Annotated in this window: 16 protein-coding genes; 8 read left to right on the top strand and 8 right to left on the bottom strand. The window is 41.2% G+C overall.

Annotation, left to right across the window (positions count from 1 at the left end; translation table 11 throughout):
- Positions 1-50 precede the first annotated feature (50 nt).
- The 3 genes from ACH3Z1_RS07165 (at position 51) to ACH3Z1_RS07155 (ending at position 4,561) form a co-directional block, all read left to right on the top strand.
- Positions 51-2,093 carry a ComEC/Rec2 family competence protein gene (locus ACH3Z1_RS07165; RefSeq protein ID WP_490821191.1) on the top strand — a complete coding sequence of 681 codons (2,043 nt, stop codon included), beginning with the start codon at positions 51-53 and terminating at the stop codon, positions 2,091-2,093.
- A gap of 61 nt (positions 2,094-2,154) precedes the next feature.
- A complete protein-coding gene (gene purH / locus ACH3Z1_RS07160) occupies positions 2,155-3,639 on the top strand; it encodes a bifunctional phosphoribosylaminoimidazolecarboxamide formyltransferase/IMP cyclohydrolase (protein ID WP_490821190.1) in 1,485 nt (494 codons plus the stop codon).
- Positions 3,640-3,643: 4 nt separating this feature from the next.
- On the top strand, positions 3,644-4,561 hold the full coding sequence (locus ACH3Z1_RS07155) for an EamA family transporter (protein ID WP_490821189.1): 918 nt from the start codon (positions 3,644-3,646) through the stop codon (positions 4,559-4,561).
- A gap of 72 nt (positions 4,562-4,633) precedes the next feature.
- Here ACH3Z1_RS07155 and ACH3Z1_RS07150 read toward each other — a convergent pair whose 3' ends face one another.
- The 7 genes from ACH3Z1_RS07150 to mutY all read right to left on the bottom strand — a co-directional run bounded on the left by ACH3Z1_RS07150 (position 4,634) and on the right by mutY (position 11,731).
- Positions 4,634-5,923: a polysaccharide deacetylase family protein gene (locus tag ACH3Z1_RS07150; RefSeq protein ID WP_490821188.1), complete on the bottom strand. Its 1,290-nt coding sequence runs from the start codon at positions 5,921-5,923 to the stop codon at positions 4,634-4,636.
- Between the two features lie 12 nt (positions 5,924-5,935).
- Entirely contained in the window at positions 5,936-7,318 is a 1,383-nt protein-coding gene (locus tag ACH3Z1_RS07145; RefSeq protein WP_490821187.1) for a LutB/LldF family L-lactate oxidation iron-sulfur protein, read from the bottom strand.
- Between the two features lie 6 nt (positions 7,319-7,324).
- The gene (locus tag ACH3Z1_RS07140; RefSeq protein WP_490821186.1) at positions 7,325-7,918 is read right to left on the bottom strand and encodes a DUF3109 family protein; all 594 of its coding nucleotides are present in this window, start codon (positions 7,916-7,918) and stop codon (positions 7,325-7,327) included.
- Positions 7,919-8,094: 176 nt separating this feature from the next.
- Positions 8,095-8,718: a gliding motility lipoprotein GldD gene (gene gldD / locus ACH3Z1_RS07135; RefSeq protein ID WP_490821185.1), complete on the bottom strand. Its 624-nt coding sequence runs from the start codon at positions 8,716-8,718 to the stop codon at positions 8,095-8,097.
- Positions 8,719-8,742: 24 nt separating this feature from the next.
- On the bottom strand, positions 8,743-10,077 hold the full coding sequence (gene gldE, locus ACH3Z1_RS07130; protein ID WP_490821184.1) for a gliding motility-associated protein GldE: 1,335 nt from the start codon (positions 10,075-10,077) through the stop codon (positions 8,743-8,745).
- A 75-nt stretch (positions 10,078-10,152) separates the two neighbouring features.
- Positions 10,153-10,584 (bottom strand): single-stranded DNA-binding protein, encoded by a 432-nt coding sequence (locus tag ACH3Z1_RS07125; RefSeq protein ID WP_490821183.1) that lies wholly within the window; start codon positions 10,582-10,584, stop codon positions 10,153-10,155.
- A gap of 82 nt (positions 10,585-10,666) precedes the next feature.
- A complete protein-coding gene (gene mutY, locus ACH3Z1_RS07120) occupies positions 10,667-11,731 on the bottom strand; it encodes an A/G-specific adenine glycosylase (protein ID WP_490821182.1) in 1,065 nt (354 codons plus the stop codon).
- A 215-nt stretch (positions 11,732-11,946) separates the two neighbouring features.
- On the opposite strand from mutY, the gene ACH3Z1_RS07115 reads away from it, so the two are divergent.
- The 3 genes from ACH3Z1_RS07115 (at position 11,947) to ACH3Z1_RS07105 (ending at position 14,993) form a co-directional block, all read left to right on the top strand.
- Positions 11,947-12,237 carry an HU family DNA-binding protein gene (locus tag ACH3Z1_RS07115; RefSeq protein ID WP_294991008.1) on the top strand — a complete coding sequence of 97 codons (291 nt, stop codon included), beginning with the start codon at positions 11,947-11,949 and terminating at the stop codon, positions 12,235-12,237.
- Between the two features lie 22 nt (positions 12,238-12,259).
- Entirely contained in the window at positions 12,260-13,114 is an 855-nt protein-coding gene (locus ACH3Z1_RS07110; protein ID WP_490821181.1) for a tetratricopeptide repeat protein, read from the top strand.
- 328 nt (positions 13,115-13,442) lie between these two features.
- Positions 13,443-14,993, top strand: a complete 1,551-nt coding sequence (locus ACH3Z1_RS07105; protein ID WP_490821180.1) for an Rne/Rng family ribonuclease — start codon at positions 13,443-13,445, stop codon at positions 14,991-14,993.
- Positions 14,994-15,062: 69 nt separating this feature from the next.
- On the opposite strand, the gene ACH3Z1_RS07100 is transcribed toward ACH3Z1_RS07105, so the two are convergent.
- Positions 15,063-15,752 carry a zinc metallopeptidase gene (locus tag ACH3Z1_RS07100; RefSeq protein WP_490821179.1) on the bottom strand — a complete coding sequence of 230 codons (690 nt, stop codon included), beginning with the start codon at positions 15,750-15,752 and terminating at the stop codon, positions 15,063-15,065.
- A 466-nt stretch (positions 15,753-16,218) separates the two neighbouring features.
- Here ACH3Z1_RS07100 and radA point away from each other — a divergent pair, with 466 nt between their 5' ends.
- Positions 16,219-17,589 (top strand): DNA repair protein RadA, encoded by a 1,371-nt coding sequence (gene radA / locus ACH3Z1_RS07095; protein WP_490821178.1) that lies wholly within the window; start codon positions 16,219-16,221, stop codon positions 17,587-17,589.
- Between the two features lie 311 nt (positions 17,590-17,900).
- The gene (locus tag ACH3Z1_RS07090; RefSeq protein WP_490821177.1) at positions 17,901-18,437 is read left to right on the top strand and encodes a ComF family protein; all 537 of its coding nucleotides are present in this window, start codon (positions 17,901-17,903) and stop codon (positions 18,435-18,437) included.
- The last annotated feature ends 15 nt before the right edge of the window (positions 18,438-18,452 follow it).

Below are 18,452 nucleotides of genomic sequence, written 5' to 3'. Positions count from 1 at the left end.
CGCAGCCTTTTCTGTTAGGTTTAGGGATGCGCTCCAGTACACCTGCATATTTGAAACAGGCCCCGTTTCTACGATTATTACCCGGTTTGATTTCGGGGATATTGGTCCAGTATCATTTCCCCCATGATATCGGTATAGAGCTGATCGCAATAGCCACATTACTGTTATGCATTTTTTTACTACGGTTTTTATCCATCCAACAGAAATACAGGTTTACAGTTTTTGTTGGCCTTGGCATTTATATAATACTGATTTGTCTTGGTTCTGTTATTGCACGTATCAATACCATTACACATGATAAAAACTGGATTGGACGTCATAAAAATGATCATAAGCCCCTCCTCATACGATTACTTGAAACACCCGTTGAAAGAAAGAAATCATTCAAAACAACAGCTACAATAGACAGCAGGTTTGAAAATAGAAAATGGGTACAGGTAAAAGGGAAACTGCTTGTATACTTCAGCAAAGAAGAAAAAAACCGGTTATTGAAACAAGGCGATCGTTTGCTGATCAGTCAATCTTTACAGGCTGTTGATGCAAATACCAATCCCGGCGCTTTTGATTATGCTGCTTACCTGACCAGAAACAATATTTACCATCGGATTTTTCTTCGAGGCAGCCAGTATCAATTTGTAGATACAGGTCAGTTATCATGGAGTGTACAAGTAACGCATACAGTTTTATCCATTCTTCGAAAATATATCCGTGGAAAACAGGAGCAGGCCATTGCAGAAGCCTTACTCATTGGTTACACTTTCGATCTTGAAGATGAGCTATTACAGGCCTATAGCAGAACAGGTGTTATTCATGTAATTGCCATCAGTGGCATGCACCTCGGTTTGGTGTACGGACTTTTATTATTACTGACTTCTCCTTTAAAAAAACTGCGCTATATAAAATGGATAAGACCTGTTTTAATATTGGCCGCATTATGGATTTTTAGCTTGTTGGTTGGCGCAGGCGCTTCAGTGTTAAGAGCCGCTGTCATCTTTACATGTATACTATTGGGAGAATGGTTACAACGAAAGAATAATCCATATAACAATCTGGCTGCTTCTATGTTCTGCCTGCTTTGTTTTAAACCGTTTTATCTTTGGGATCTGGGTTTCCAGCTTTCGTATGCGGCCGTTGCAGGCATTATTATTTTTACCCGGCCTGTTTATCGTTATTGGTATATTTCCAACAAAATTCTCCGTTATGGCTGGCAATTACTGATAGTTACCTGTAGTGCCCAGGTTTTTACGATACCCATTGTACTGTATCATTTCCACCAGTTTCCCAACCTTTTTATGATCACCAACCTCGTTGTTGTTCCATTGAGCGGCCTAGTTTTATATGGATGTATACTGTTGCTGGTAATATCACCTGTTTCAGTTATCGCCTATTATCTCGGGGAAATACTGCACATGATATTGCGGTTGATGAATCGTTTCATTAGTTATGCTGAACAATTATCTTTTGCAGTAACAGAGCATATACAAATAAACCCAGCGCAAATAGTCTGTTACTTTTTGTTAATACTGTTTTTATGCAGATGGATTATGCTGCAAAAATCACGTTATCTGTTTTGTACACTTGCGTGCATTTGCATAGGTTGTTCTTTTTATACATACAGACATGTACAGATCAGGCAAAAAAACCGGTTGGTGATTTACCAATTCTCCGGAAATACTGTTACAGAAATATTCGGGGCAGGAAAATATATCAGCATTGCCAGACAAAAAGAGCTTGATGCAACCCTTGCTATGCGATTACCCACGCAAACATGGATGGGTGGATATAAGCGAATGGCTGTTCTTTCGCCCGAAAAAGGCCTTGTATTGTCCGTAAACGGACTCACCACCGTATGGGTGAATAAGATTCCTTTATTAAAAGCTGGCGCCCCCCTTTTAAAGGCAGATATATTGATCCTGCAAAACAATCCAGCCGTTACCATTGCCGGGTTACAGCAGTTATTTATGGTCGATTTGTATGTATGGGACAGCAATAATCCCTTGTGGAAAATCCGGAAATGGAAAAAAGAAGCAGACAGCCTACATTTGCGCCACCATTCTGTACCCGAACAGGGTGCTTTTGTGATGGATTTCTGACGATTGCAGCTACTATTCACCAATCAGCCGCCATAATAAGGTGGCATATATTTCATTTTTTATGCAAAAGAAAATTCAGTCTGCCCTTATTTCCGTTTTTTACAAAGATGGTCTGGAACCCCTGGCCCGCCGTTTACAGGCAGAAGGCATTACCATTTATTCAACTGGTGGTACACAACAGTTCCTCGAAGGATTGGGTATTGCATGTGTGGCGGTCGAAAGTTTAACCACTTACCCTTCTATTCTGGGCGGACGTGTAAAAACTTTACACCCCGTGGTATTTGGTGGCATACTGGGTCGCAGGTACGAAGAGCAGGATCTGCAGGAAATGAAACAATATGGTATTCCTGAAATCGATTTAGTGATTGTTGACCTCTACCCTTTTGAGGAAACATTGAAAAATACCAGTGAAGAAAAACTCATCATCGAAAAAATTGATATTGGCGGACCTTCCATGATACGTGCGGCTGCCAAAAATTTTAAAGATGTAGTAGTGATAGCAGCGAAAGATGATTATAGCAAACTGGAACAAATATTAACTGCACAGAAAGGCAGTACCCATATTGAACAGCGAAAAGCTTTTGCCGCAAAAGCTTTTGAAGTAGTAATGCAGTATGATATTGCCATCAGCAATTATTTCAACCCGGGTCATCAGCAATCTTTACGTTATGGTGAAAACCCGCACCAGCAAGCAATATTTCATGGTAACCTGACTGAACTATTTGAGCAACTGAACGGAAAAGAACTTTCTTATAATAACCTGGTCGATGTTGATGCGGCTGTACAACTGATTGGCGAATTCAACGAAACAACTTTTGCCATTATTAAACATACTAATGTTTGTGGCATTGCTGCAAGACCTACCGTGAAAGATAGCTGGGATGCTGCACTTGCGGGTGATCCCGAAAGCGCTTTTGGCGGTGTACTGGTAAGCAATGGAAGTATCGACAAAGCTACCGCAGATGCCATCAATGAAATTTTCTTTGAAGTTCTCATAGCTCCTTCATTTGATGCAGATGCGCTTGAAGTATTGAAAAGCAAAAAGAACAGAATATTGCTACAACTGAAAGCTGAAAGACCTGCTTTGAAACAACCATCAAAATCTATTCTGAACGGTGTGCTTGAACAAGGCAGCGACGAAGGCAATTTCAGTAAATGGGAGGAAGTAGGGGGAAGAGAAACCAGTGCTGCTGAAAAAGAAGACCTCGCTTTTGCCAATCTTGTATGCAAACATTTAAAAAGCAATGCCATTGCACTGGTAAAAAATAAACAACTGGTAGGCAAAGGTTGTGGACAAACCAGCCGTATTGACGCGCTCAGACATGCCATTGAAAAAGCCCACCAGTTTAAATTTGATCTGAAGGGGGCTGTATTGGCATCCGATGCTTTCTTTCCATTCAATGATTGCGTTCAGATTGCACATGAAGCCGGTATGGAAGCATTTATTCAACCCGGAGGTTCTGTTCGTGATAAAGACAGTATTGAATATTGTACAGAAAAAAAATTAGCGATGGTGATGACCGGCATGCGTCATTTCCGTCATTAATACAATGACCACCAAACAAAAAGCATATATCGGTTTAGTAGCCACCAGTATTATCTGGGGAACCAGTTGGGTGGCCAGCAAGATTGCTGTAAAAGGAAATGTGCCGGGTTTGGAAGTAGCTGCTATCCGCCAGTTTATGGGTGGTGTTTTGTTTGTTGGATTTTTTCTGATCAGGGGCGAAAAATTACCCACCGCGAGACAGATGTTATGGCTGGCAGGTATGGGCACTTTGTTATTTGTTATTGCCAATGGGTTTGCTACAGTTGCCCTGCGCTATATACCTAGTGGACTGGCAGCATTAATTGCCGCACTATATCCATTATCGGTAGTAATCATTGAACGAATCTTCTTCCGCAACACAAAAATCACCTGGGTTACTTTTGTGGGGCTTTTATTAGGTATTACAGGTATAGGCATTGTATTTTATGATAATGCTTTTCATAGCCAGCCCGAAGGTTATGTATTGGGTCTCATTCTTTCGCTGATTGCGATGCTGAGCTGGAGTATAGGTACTATCATCATTGCAAGAAATAAAGTAAAGATCAATGCCTACAATGCTACGGGCTGGCAAATGTTACTCGGATCATTTCTGTTGATGATAATGACGCTGGCGTCTGGCAATACCATACCCATTACAGCTATTCCTGCCAGCACCTGGCTGGCAATTGCTTATTTGGTATTTGTAAGTTCTATCGTGGCTTTTGTGGCATTCATTTATACCATGAAACACCTGGAGCCCGCTATTGCTGCATTGTATGCCTATATCAATCCAATTGTAGCCATTCTTACCGGCTCTGTGTTGATGAATGAAAAACTTACCATCGATATTTTAATTGGCTCAGCCATTACACTGATTGGAGTATTCCTCGTAAACAGGAGCTTAAAAAAACAAAGAGAACAGGCTTTGGCAGATGTGGGCTAACCCTCTGTGTTCTTCTGTGTATTCAGTGGCAATATTAAACGCCACTGAATACACAGAAGAACACAGAAAGAATTATCCGGAAATTGTTTTTAAGAAAGCTTCATACATATTACGCCACATCACCCACTCTTTTTGTTCAGTTAAAAAATGATTGTGCATCACATAACTAAACACCCCGTTCACTTTTTTAACTGTTTTCAACAAATAATTCATTCGTTCCAGTGCCATTTCCGCATTCAGTCTTTCATAAAAAATGGCGGTGCTATCCATATAGCAGAAGGGAATAACCTGAAGTGAGGTAGTCTGTTCCTTTGCGAGATCATACCAATAAAAAGGATGGCTGGTCGATGCCCTGAAGCCATTTAGTGCACCATATCCCATAGAATGATCCTGCTGAATACCGGTTGCAATAAGCCGTCGATATGTTTCCGGCAATTGTAATTTTAAATAATGCTGCCTTGAATAACGAATCGGATGATGTGTATGATAAGACAATAATTTAATCTCCCTTTCCAAACAATCTTCATCCATATAACTTTGAAGAGATGGGTGAATACCAACCCTGTATTTTTTTGCATGCCTGACTATTAAATCGCGCATACCACTGGTATAAGGGTCTACGTTTTTATCATACCCTTTTTGCTTTTCGGCTACGAGGAAAAAATAATACGGCTGTAATGCGTACTCTTGATGCAGTTCATCCAGCCAGTCATAAATATCATAACTGTCCCTTTGTTTACCGCTGTATATCGCAGAGCGCTCCATCAGCGCATCAAACCTGCCTGTGAGAAGATCAGTAAAATAGCCTTTGATATTTTTAAAAGGTGATGCATGCCGAAATCGATAAGCTATATCAATATCATAGGTTGGCTGAACTACCAATTGGCGGGCCGGTAAATGATATGCTGGATATGTTTTCTGCATTTCCCTTTCAAATGCAAGCATCCAGCAATCGATCAGTGGAATATCAAGAAAACCATGTCTGAAAGCAATGCTGTTACGATGATCATATCGACCATATTGGTCCTTTTCATGATCCAGGTATTCTTCGTAACGGGAGAGCAGGTAAAATGATGCTGCAAAAATATCAAAAGACAGTTGTCCGGAGCCAGCAAAGAAAACAGGTAAGTTCTGCCAGTTATGCATTCTTATATCCTGCTCCCTGATACTTGTTTCCTGTAATAATGCGGCAGGAATAATCTGTATGCCTTTATCGATTGATTGATCAGAATAGTTGATACAAGGGCCTTCTGCTGATAAATACGCTTCGGTATGATCTGTAAGAACAGCAGATTCTTTGAATAATACAGCAACAATATACTGGAGACGCGGACTGATATGTGGTGAAAAAATAGTCAGCACGCGGCCCACTGTTTAAGATGATTGTTTTTGCTTTTCCTTCCACAGTTCATTAAAAGTTTTCTGGCTGAAGTCGAGTTGAGAACGGTGCATGGACCAGCCTTTAAAAACTTTGTTCACAACCCAGTTTTTCATTTTCCCATTACCCATATTCATCATCATGCGGTTGAGACTCGCCATTTTCCACGCTTTCCAGGCCACCCTTTCTGCTATGGTACTCGATCCCTGCACCACTGCTTCATGACGATTATCCAGTAACAATTCATGGAGATTGATTCTTACGGGACAAACTTCTGTACAGTTACCACATAAGGATGATGCATAACTCAGGTGTTTATAATCATCCACACCACGCAAATGTGGCGTGATGACTTTTCCGATAGGACCACTGTATGTTGTTTCATACGCATGACCACCAATATTTTTATAGACAGGGCATGCATTCAAACAGGCCCCGCAGCGAATACAGTACAAAGCTTCTCTGCTGGTTGTACTGGCAAGCAGATTGGTTCTACCATTATCGAGTAAGATCACAAACATTTCTTCTGGGCCATCGGTTTCCGATGCCTGCCTGGGGCCACTGATGATAGTATTATAAACAGTTACTTTTTGTCCTGTTCCAAAAGTGGAGAGAAGGGGCCAGAAAGTAGCCAGATCTGTAATGGAGGGAATCACTTTTTCAATTCCTACAATGACAATATGTGTTTTGGGCCAGGCACAACTCAATCGTGCATTGCCTTCATTTTCTGTTACTGCAATACCGCCAATATCTGCAACGATAAAATTAGCTCCAGTTACACCCACCTCAGCTTCTGTATATTTTTCGCGCAATTTCTGACGCGCTACCAATGTAAGCTCTTCGGGTGTGAGGTCGGGTCTCGTACCCAATTTGCTGGCAAATAATTTGGCCACATCCTCCTTGCTTTTATGCATGGCGGGTGTTACAATATGATATGGTGGCTCTCCGTCTAATTGCTGGATATATTCTCCGAGATCGGTTTCAACACTTTCAATTCCATTTTTCTCGAGGTAATCATTCAGGTGAATCTCTTCCGTCACCATACTCTTACTCTTCACCAGTGTTTTGCAGTTTCTTTCTTTACAAATGGCTCCTATTGTATCCAATGCCTGCTCACTGTTTTCCGCCCAGATGACTTTAGCACCCCTTGCTGTAATCTTTTTTTCAAACTCGAGTAAATATTGATCGAGGTGTTCAATAGCTTCCCATTTACTATTTTTAGCTCTTTCCCTTACCTGCATTACATCTGTAAACTGTTGTTTCCCGACTGGAACAACCGCATTGTACTTGCCAATATTAAAATTGATTTTGCGTCTGTGCTCCAGGTCGGCAGCTTTAACGGTGCTTTTGGCAATAAATGATGCGGCAGTATCTGTCATAGCTGATTAATCTTCTTTGTTATTTTTCATGTGTTCTGCAGTTGCAGCCAAGGCCTCATAAAATTCTTCTCCGTATTTCCTGATCAGCGATTCTTTCAGGAAAACATACACAGGTACTTTTAATTTTTTTCCGAGCGAACAGGCTGCCTGACAAAGATCTTCCCTTGGTTCATAATTCACATATTCAATATCGGGGTCTCTTCTGCTTTTTTTTGTTTTGATGGGAAACAGGTGACAACTCAAAGGCTTTTTCCAGTCAACCTTGCCATCATTATACGCCTGTTCGATACCGCATTTAATGATGCCTTGTTGATCCCTGTATCCATAGGCACAGATGGCGCCGTTAATGGTGGGTGTTACCCAGCCAAACTCTTTATCGTAGATAAATAAACCCTGTCTGTCGATTTCTGCAATACCCTCCTTCGTCATATAAGGTTTAATGGTCTCATAATGTTCTTTCAGTTTCTCCAGCTCCCATTTTTCCATAGGTGCGCCTGCATCGCCATCTTCACAGCAGCCACCCTTACACCTGGTAAGATCGCACACAAACTGCTCTTCTATGACTTCATCGCTGATGAGTTTATTGTCAATCGCTATCATGGCAACGAAGATAATCAGATTTGACGGCTCGTTCGCAGGTTGTGCGTACAAAGATTTTCATAGAATTAACGGCCTTTTGCGTAACAAAATGCCGCATGCTGCGTAAGTATAGTATACTGGTTACCGAAGGGTAGTTCAGTGTTTGCCTGAGAGCCGCCCATTCCTGGGCGGCTATATTATTGTTTCCACCTGAAGGTATTGATCAGGTGTTTCATGTCCTGTAGAATAAAACGGTTCACAATACCGAGTGAGTCGGCATTGGGTGTAGCGTCAAAATACATGGCTCCCCGAAGAAAATGTTTGCTGGAGTCGGTAAGGTAAAACTGGTTGGCCGTGGCCACATCTCCGCCAACGGCAAAAAACATCCCGCTGATACCATTGGGTGTCACCATCAGTGAATCATCTATAGAATAGGCTTTAGCAGAATGTTTACCCGTGAGAACAAATGCATGTTTCACTAGTGTATCAAAACGGCTTTTGCCAATGGCTTTGTAACTGATATATATTCTTCCTTTAAACTCAGGGAACTCAACATTGATCCACCAGGGATTCTCTGTTGTTTCACCAAAAAAAGTACTGTCTTTTACAATCTGGGCATATTGCGGGTACTCAAATGAATATGGATAACCCGGCTGATCGAATAGCTGGTATTTTTTTTCGGGAAAATAAATCTTGTAATATCCTTTGGGTTTGGGAGTGAAACTACTGTTGCAGGATTGTAATAAAAATGCCAGGGCAAAAAAACCGTGGACCATAGACCATAGACCATGGTCCATGGTTATTCTGCTGTCTCTTCTCATAATTCAAAGCTACACCTTAGCAGCTTACCGGGGTTTTATAGAAACCTTAATTTTCTGTATCCTGTTCTTTTCTACTTCCAGTACCGTGAACTCAAAATCGCCTGTAACGACCACCTGTGCGGGTTTGGGAATATCACCTGCTATTTCGAGTACCAAGCCAGCCAGTGAGTCACTTTCCCCTTTTACTTCATCGAACGTATCGCCTGGTATATCCATTACTTTACAAACATCATGAATCATGGTTCTACCTTCGAAGATGTAGTTGTTATCATCAATTTTTTTATACCCGCTGTCTTCTTCATCGAATTCGTCTTTTATTTCCCCGATTACTTCTTCAAGAATATCTTCAAGTGTTACAATTCCACTGGTTCCGCCAAATTCATCTACCACAACGGCAAAATGTATTCTCTTTTGCTGAAACTCCTGTAAAAGATCTTCTATCGGTTTTTGTTCATGAACAAAATAAGGTGGACGTAATAAACTATGCCATTTGAATGCATCATTTTCATTGATGTAAGGCAGGAGATCTTTTGTATGAATCATACCCACTACTTCATCGAGGTCTTCTTTATATACCGGAAACCTGCTGTAATTTAATTCTCTGATGGTTTCAATAAGTTCATTAAATGAAGTGTTGTATTCAATTCCACTTACATCCATCCTTGTTTTCATGATCTGTTTTACAGAGATATTACTGAACTTGACAATACCTTTTAAAATATTCTTTTCATTCTCTGAGGCAGTTTCATTGGTAGTAAGGTCAATGGCATGATCAAGTTCTTCCAGGCTATAAGAGCTACCAGATTTATTGGTGAGTTTTTTCTCAATAATATCGGAGTATTTTACCAGTCTTTTACTCAACCCTGCGAACGTATAAGCGACCCCTTGTACCACGCCACCAAAATCTTTTGCAAAACGAATATTGTTTTGTGTGGCCAGTACTTTAGGCATTACTTCTCCGAACAATACCAGCAGGAAACTCACTGCGAGCACTTTGATTAAAAATTCTACCCAACCTGCATTGAACTGTTCAAAATTGAACATATTATCGATCAGCAGGTTCGATATGATAATGATGGATATATTGATAAAACTATTGGCAATAAGTAAAGAGGCCAGTAATGTTTTTGGTTCTTCCAGCAGGTCTACAATTCGTTTATATGCGGGCTGCTGTTTCGATTTCAGCAGGTTGATATCTTTATAGGTAAGTGAAAAAAAAGCAACTTCGGAGCCCGAGAGTACAAAAGAAAGAAATAGCAATACCAGTAAAATCATCACCAGCACTGTTGTGCCTTCCGGATGAAGTGCCGACAAGAAATAAGTATTCAGTAAATTGATGAATGCCGGATGGTGATCCAAAGCGGGTGGTTTAAGTTTACAATCAGCAGCCGGAGCTGCTCTTTACTTCATCGCAAAAATATCAATTCCATACAATCAAAATGGAAGTGATTCTCCGGGATCTGCAAGTGGAGGAGCATCATCGCCGGTATAGCCTTCCAGACCCTCAGCTCCGCCATTGGGTACATGACCATCACCACGTTTATCGAGCATAATCAGGTTATCACCCACTACTTCGGTTGCAAATTTTTTATTGCCTTCCTTATCTTCCCAGCTACGGGTACGTAAACGACCCTCCACATAAATAAGACTCCCTTTGTGCAGGTATTTCTGTGCCAGTTCTGCCAGACCTCTCCACAATACCACCGTATGCCATTCTGTTTGAGAAACCAGTTTCCCTGATCTGTCTTTATACGTTTCTGTAGTAGCCAGCGGAAATTTGGCTACGGCAATATTGCCTTCCAGGTGTTGGACATCAGGGTCTTTTCCGAGATTACCAATCAGCATTACTCTGTTTACACCTCTCATACAATTGTTTTTTTGTTCGTCGCAGATTAATCACTCTTAAAAATAACTTTTTTTAAGCAACAAAAGAACGAGGTTCAAAAATTTAAGATTTAGCCCTGCCAGACTGGTATTGGGTAATAAAACGTGGGAAAGCCAACCCGGATAGTCCTTTCGGGGTTTGCCATTCGCCGGTTGATAGAAGCGGGGCCGGAACTTTCTTCAATACTATCCTGATAAAACACCCGCTGATCTGTTGATGTGTCAACTGCTGAACCAGAGAGGGAGAAATTTCCAGCACAGTTAATTGCCGAATGGCCAGTTGCTCTTTTAACCAGTCTGTTACCAAAGCAGGTGTCCATTGCTGGGATTTATCTGTTTCTACCAGGTAAAATTCAAAAAGTCCCTGCCATATATCTTTACCCGTTCTCTGACGTACCCAGGTTTTCCCTTCAAACTCAAAAATAAAATAACTGAAATGCCTGTTTCTTCTTGTCAGCACTTTTTCCTTTACAGGTAGCCGGTTTACCATGCCGGTCTGAAAGGCCGAGCAATTTGTCTGCAGCGGACAATGCGAACAAGCCGGTACGGCTGGTTTACAAACGGTAGCACCGAAATCCATAATCGCCTGGTTATACTCACCCGGTGCCTTTTTATCCAGCACCTGTTGAGCCAGTGCTGAAAATACCTGTTTACCTGCTGTACTATCGATAGGCGTGTCGATTCCGTAAAAACGGGAAAGCACGCGAAACACATTACCGTCTACAACGGCATAAGGTAGATTGTAGGCAAAAGAAGCAATAGCCGCTGCTGTATAAGGACCAACACCCTTTAATTGTATAATATCATCGTACTCCTCCGGAAAAACACCTTTATATTTTTGTACAATTTCCCGGGCGGTAATTAACAGATTCCGGCATCTATTATAATAACCCAGTCCTTCCCATAATTTAAACACTTCCTGGTCGGGTGCTGTGGCCAGTTTAAACACAGTAGGATATTTTTTAATGAATCGCTTATAATAATTCCAGCCCTGCTCAACCCTTGTTTGTTGCAGTATTATTTCACTTAACCAGATACGATAAGGGTTTTTCTCCCCTTTCCAGGGCATTTCGCGGTTGTTTTCACTACGGTTCCACTGTAGTAATTTTCTGGTAAACTGTCTATTCATGTAGGTAACAAAGATTCTGAAAAGAGCGTTTGGCTGAAAATAAAGTTATTAAATGATACATTTAATTTATATGTGTACTACTGGTTCTGGGAATTACATTTTTGAATCATTTATCTATCAATCAGTAACGTCTATAAAAATTAAACAATCTTTCTTGCAAATACCAGTTTTTTTATCTTATTTTAAGTCTGATTCATTAAACAATTCTATTTCCAATGAGAAAGTCAGACCTCATCAACCAGATTTCCGATAAAACGGGTATACCGAAAGTGGATGTGCTGGTTACCTTAGAAACCATGTTTAAAGAGGTAAAAGAGAGCCTTTCGAATGGCCAGAACATTTATATCCGTGGCTTTGGCAGCTTTATTACCAAAAAACGTGCAGCCAAAATCGGGCGTAATATCAAGAAGAATATTGCTGTAGAAATACCAGAACATTATATCCCTGCGTTCAAGCCGGCAAAAGAATTTGTCAGTGAAGTAAAAAGCAAGCGGAAGTCGGACTAACTTCGCCGAAATTTTCCGACTTGTGAAAAAACAGCAATTATTGTTAACCGGCGGCGGTTTAGTCTTATTTATTTTACTCTATTTTGTAAGTCCTACTGTAGCCCCTGATAAAAAACATGTTCATGCCGAAGGTGATACTTCACATACACATGAAAATCAACCTATTAAGTTTGAAGACCTGCTTGTAAAAGCCAAAGAAAAGATCAGTCCTGAGCAGGTTGTCCGCATCAGTGCCCTCGAAAATGCGGTGGTAAGAGGCGATATAAAAGAGCAACAAATACATGTTTACCACCAGTTGGCCAGGTTCTGGGCCGATTCGGCACGCATCTTCGAACCCTATGCCTGGTACACCGGCGAAGCTGCCAAGTTGGAAAATTCTGAAAAAAGCCTCACCTTTGCCGCCCATCTGTTTTTAAATAATCTGATGACAGAAGGTGAGCCCGCCATGCAAAACTGGCTGGCAACACAAGCAAAAGTTCTTTTTGATAAGGCCCTTGTACTGAATCCGGCAAACGATTCAAGCAAAGTTGGTTTGGGTGCCTGCTACCTGTTTGGCAATATTTCAGATAACCCGATGGAGGGTATTATGAGTATCAGATCGGTAGTAGAAAAAAATCCTGATAACATCTTTGGTCAGATGATGCTGGGTTTGGGCGGAAAGAAAAGCGGACAATATGATAAAGCCATCGAACGCTTTTTGATTGTACTTAAGAAGGATCCGGAAAACCTGGATGCTATTTTCAATCTGGCAGAATGTTATGACATCCATAACGAGAAAGCCAATGCCATTAAATGGTATGAAATAGCCAGAGAGAAAGTTCCGGTACCAGCAGCAAAAGAAGCACTGTCTAAAAGAATAGCTGAATTGAAACGATAAATTTATTTTTTAACTGTATAAAATTACTTTGGTATGCCTTGTGGTAAGAAGAGAAAGCGTCATAAGATCGCTACACACAAACGTAAAAAGCGTCTGAGAAAGAATCGTCATAAGAAGAAGAACAAATAGTTCCTTCTATCGACCTTAATAGAAAACGGGTCTGGTCTGGCTATGCGCAGTTCCAGACCCGTTTAACACTTATCTGGAAGCAGCCTTACCTTCCGAACAGCAACTTTACCTTTTCCTTCCTTTGGCTGCTCCATCAGATGTTGTGGATGCTGATATACCGAATACCGGTAGGTGATTTTGTATTTAAAAGTTGCACTTTGTGAACAAAGAACTGATTATTAATGCCGCTCCAACAGGCGTGGAAATAGCCTTATTGGAAGACAAGAAACTGGTGGAGCTGCACAATGAAAAAACCGATGCCAACTTTGCAGTGGGCGATCTGTATCTGGGTAAAGTAAAAAAACTGATCCCCGGTCTCAACGCTGCATTTGTAGATGTAGGCTTCGAAAAAGATGCGTTCCTGCATTACACGGATCTGAGTCCGTATGCCCGTTCCATCATTAAGTTTACCCAAATTGCCATGAGCGATAAAGGTGAACAGGCTTTCGACTTTGCTCGGTTTCAGTCTGAACCTGAAATTGTAAAGACAGGGAAAATCAATGAAGTACTGAATGGTAAACCACATGTACTTGTTCAGATTTTAAAAGAACCCATCGCTGCAAAAGGACCAAGACTTAGTTGCGAACTTTCTTTACCCGGAAGATTTGTAGTGGTCACCCCATTTAACGAGATTGTTGCCGTATCCAAAAAAATTCATTCTTCAGAAGAGCGCAAGCGTTTACATAAAATTGTAGAAGCGATACGCCCGAAGAATTTTGGTGTAATTGTTCGTACTGCTGCCGAAGGAAAGAGTACAGCCGAACTACACCAGGATATGTTATCGCTGGTAGAAACATGGAAAACCATTCAGCATAACCTCAAAGGTGCTGTGGCGCCTGTAAGGATCATGAGTGAAGAAACCAAAACCACCAGTATCCTGCGTGATTTACTGAGTGCCGATTTCAATCGCATCGTCGTGAATGACAAAAACCTGTTCCAGGTTACGCAATCGTACATTCAAAGAATTGCTCCGGATAAAACAGATATTGTTTCACTTTATCACAACGGCCTTCCCATCTTCGATCAGTTTGGCGTAACCAAACAGGTAAAATCTTCTTTTGGCAAAACTGTAAATCTTCCCAGCGGTGCTTATCTTATTATTGAGCACACTGAAGCATTGCATGTAGTGGATGTGAACAGCGGTTATAAGAGCGTAAGCAATAACCAGGAAGACAATGCGCTTGAAACCAATCTCGAAGCGGCAGAAGAAATTGCACGTCAATTAAGGCTGCGTGATATCGGTGGAATTATCGTGGTAGATTTTATCGACATGAAACTGCCCGATAACAAACGTAAGGTGCAGGAAGCCATGGAGCAATTCATGAAAGCCGATCGTGCAAAACATTCTGTATTACCTATTTCAAAATTCGGATTGCTGCAGATTACACGTCAGCGGATGCGTCCGGAAGTAAATATCAACACGGCAGAAAGTTGTCCGGCCTGTAATGGTACCGGGAAGATCACATCAACACTGTTGCTTGAAGATGAAATTGAAAAGAAATTACATTACCTCGTTAGCCACTCTCACAAGAACCTGACGATTGTTGTACACCCCATCGTTCACTCTTATCTCACCAAAGGTCTTTTCTCATCCATCATTAAAAAGTGGAAAAAGAAGCATAAAGTAAAACTGAAGGCACAGGCCAACACCAATTACCATCTCACAGAATTCAAATTCTTTGATGAGAGAGAAGAGGAAATAAAATTTTAAACGTGAATAGTGAATGGTCAATGGTGAATATACTATTGATCATTCACCATTAACCATTCACGTTCTTCCTTAATCATCATTTCTTGATGATCCGTTTAAAAAGATCAATACATATTGAATAAGTGTAGCTACTGATGCCAGTGCAGCTACTACATAGGTCATAGCTGCCCATTTAAGTGCGTCCTTTGCACCTTCCTGTTCACGTTGCACCAGAACATTTCTGTTACTTAACCAGACCAGGGCACGGTTGCTCGCATCAAATTCTACCGGTAAGGTAATCACAGAAAATAAAGTGGTGAGTCCAAATAAGATAATACCACCCAATAACAGCATAGGAAATGTATTCACTAATATGACGCCCGCTAATAATACCCATTGTACAATGGAACTACTGAACTGAACAAAAGGTACCAGGCGACTACGCATCATTAACCAGTTGTATGCTGTGGCATGTTGAACTGCGTGACCACATTCATGGGCCGCCACCGCTGCCGAAGCGATGCTGGTGCCGCTGTAGACTTCCGGACTTAAATTGACTGTTTTATTGGCTGGGTTATAGTGGTCGGACAGAAAACCGTCAACAGATATAACTTTTACATCATATATTCCGTTGTCGTGGAGCATTTTTTCGGCAATTTCCTTACCGCTCAAACCGTTCGAAATGGGCAACTGGCTATAATGGGTGAATTTGGCCTTTAACCTGGAGGATACCAGGAAGCTGATACCCAGAAAAATCAAAGACACTAAAATGATCGACATATCCATAGTTATATTTTAGGAAAAAGCTGCAAATAGCCTACCAAACCTAAAAATGACAATTTCCCTACCCCGGGCAGCTATTTTCTGCCAAAAAGACCCCCTTTTTATGACAAAATTCCCATCCCGGTACCAATGGGTCGAATGGCTATGATTAACAATATGTTAAAGCGTTTTACGAAGACAATCGTATATTAAATAATTATGCACAGATGCAAAATTTATTTTGCCATGTGGCCCGGTTTTGTAACTTAGTGCTAGAATTTAATGGGTTAGTAAGTAAACGGGGTCAACAGCAATGTTGACCCTTTTACATGCCCGCCAGTATTGCATTTCAGCGATTTTCCCTTTTTTATTTACGGCTTTTCTTTCCCCTTAAAAAGGATGTTTTCACGCTTTATTTTTTGTTGCGTAAGCACATGATTTTTTTCATGAAAAGAACTCATCAAATCAACATTATCTTTAGCAAATGAGTAAAATAAAAACTGCTTTTTTCTGTAGCAACTGTGGATATGAAAGTGCAAAATGGATCGGAAAATGTCCTTCCTGTTCTCAATGGAATACTTTCACAGAAGAAGTGTTGGACAAAGGAAATAAAACAGCAGAAAAATGGGATGATTATAAACAGGAGAAAAGAACTGCAAGAACAATTTCACTCAATGAAGTAATTACCACCGAAGAAAAAAGAATCAGGAGCCAGGATACTGAACTCGATCGGGTGCTGGGTGGAGGTATTGTTCCGGGTAGTATTATTCTTGTAGCAGGTGAACCCGGTATTGGTAAGAGTACACTTTTCCTGCAAAATGGTTTACTGATGAAACAGCTCACCGTTTTGTACATCAGCGGTGAAGAAAGTGAGCAACAGATAAAAATGCGCGCCGACCGTTTGAAGATTCAAAACGAAAATTTTTACCTGCTCACTGAAACTTCCACACAAACCATTTTCCAGGAAATTAAAAAACTGAAACCACAACTGGTGATCGTTGATTCGATCCAGACACTTCAGTCGAATATCATCGATTCTTCTGCCGGAACTGTTTCCCAGATCCGCGAATGTGCTGCAGAATTTCAGCGCTTTGCCAAAGAAACCAACACGCCTGTTTTCCTCATTGGTCATATTACCAAAGACGGAGCCATTGCAGGGCCCAAAGTGCTGGAACACATGGTAGACACGGTTTTGCAGTTTGAGGGCGATCGGCATTATGCTTACCGAATTCTCCGCACACTCAAAAATCGTTTTGGCAGTACAGCAGAATTGGGTATTTATGAAATGACGGGTGATGGTATGCGCATCGTATCAAATCCGTCAGAAATTCTGATTGCGCAAAGAGAGGAACAGTTAAGTGGTAGTGCCATTGCTGCCACACTCGAAGGTATGCGTCCGCTATTGATTGAAGTGCAGGCATTGGTTACACAAAGTGTATATGGAACTCCGCAGCGTACTGTAACTGGTTTTGATCTAAGACGTTTACAACTCCTGCTAGCCGTGCTCGAAAAACGTGGCGGTTTTCAGTTCGGTATGAAAGATGTGTTTGTAAATATAGCGGGTGGCATAAAAGTAGAAGACCCGTCTATTGATCTTGCTGTGATTTGTGCTTTACTTTCTTCTTATGAAGATATTCCCCTTCCACCACATGTTTGCTTTGCCGGCGAAGTAGGATTGAATGGTGAGATCAGGGCCGTCAACAAAATTGAACAGCGTATTGCAGAAGCAGAGAAACTTGGTTTCGAAAAAATCTTTGTCTCCAAATACAACAAGAAAAGTTTTAATCCGCAAGCTTACAAGATACAGGTGCTTGCGTTAAGCAGGGTTGATGAAGTGTATCAGCAGCTTTTTTAATAGTATGCAGTGGTAGAATGTGAATGGTGAATGGTCAATCGTCAATCGTAATAATCAGGGCACAGCATAAAACGACGATTCACGATTGACCATTAACGATTGACTGATTTCATAAAATTTGCGGGAAATACGCAGGCATCTGCATTTAGTTTCGCCTTGTGGGCGGTATGATACAATCATTATTACAGCTTTTTTATCCGCATCAATGTCTGGGTTGCGGGAGCGATTTTTTGCGTTTAAACCACTTATTATGCAGCCGGTGCATCCATCAATTACCCGAAACCGGCTTTTTTGAACGGGGCAATAACCCTGTGGAAAAGGTTTTTTATGGCAGAATAAGGCTGGAACAGGCGGCTGCGCTCTATTATTTTACCAAAAATTCGCTAGTTCAGAAGTTGATGGTACAACTGAAATACCGTGGTAACCGGGATGCAGGCCTTTTTTTAGGCCGGATGATCGGGCACTCCCTTCGTAATTCGGGCCGATTCACAGATATCGATTTCCTTATTCCTTTGCCCCTGAACCCCAAAAAACAATTTAAAAGAGGTTATAATCAGGCCGAACTGATCTGTTATGGTATTAATGAAGTATGTGGTTTCCCTTTGTTAACCAATACAGTAGTCAGAAAACAGTTTACCGAAAGCCAGACTTCCCAAAACCGCCTAGCCCGCTGGTTAAATATGGAAGGGGTTTTTGAAGTCAGGCATCCGGAGCATCTGGTCAACAAACATATTTTATTGGTAGACGATGTAGTTACCACCGGGGCAACCCTTGAAGCCTGCGGTTCGTATATTCTGGCAGTTCCGGGAACAAGGCTTAGTATTGCCGCTGCGGCTTATACCATTTAAGCTGGCCTGTTCACC

This window comes from Sediminibacterium sp. FW305-C-49, from assembly GCF_058231085.1.
Note: the sequence above shows the minus strand (reverse complement) of the source record. Positions and strands in the feature narration are given on the sequence as shown.

Coding starts and splice junctions, on each gene's coding strand:
- purH (WP_490821190.1), top strand. CDS start 2,155: ATGCAAAAGAAAATTCAGTCTGCCCTTATTTCCGTTTTTTACAAAGAT.
- ACH3Z1_RS07155 (WP_490821189.1), top strand. CDS start 3,644: ATGACCACCAAACAAAAAGCATATATCGGTTTAGTAGCCACCAGTATT.
- ACH3Z1_RS07145 (WP_490821187.1), bottom strand. CDS start 7,318: ATGACAGATACTGCCGCATCATTTATTGCCAAAAGCACCGTTAAAGCT.
- ACH3Z1_RS07140 (WP_490821186.1), bottom strand. CDS start 7,918: ATGATAGCGATTGACAATAAACTCATCAGCGATGAAGTCATAGAAGAG.
- gldD (WP_490821185.1), bottom strand. CDS start 8,718: ATGAGAAGAGACAGCAGAATAACCATGGACCATGGTCTATGGTCTATG.
- ACH3Z1_RS07125 (WP_490821183.1), bottom strand. CDS start 10,584: ATGAGAGGTGTAAACAGAGTAATGCTGATTGGTAATCTCGGAAAAGAC.
- mutY (WP_490821182.1), bottom strand. CDS start 11,731: ATGAATAGACAGTTTACCAGAAAATTACTACAGTGGAACCGTAGTGAA.
- ACH3Z1_RS07115 (WP_294991008.1), top strand. CDS start 11,947: ATGAGAAAGTCAGACCTCATCAACCAGATTTCCGATAAAACGGGTATA.
- ACH3Z1_RS07100 (WP_490821179.1), bottom strand. CDS start 15,752: ATGTCGATCATTTTAGTGTCTTTGATTTTTCTGGGTATCAGCTTCCTG.
- radA (WP_490821178.1), top strand. CDS start 16,219: ATGAGTAAAATAAAAACTGCTTTTTTCTGTAGCAACTGTGGATATGAA.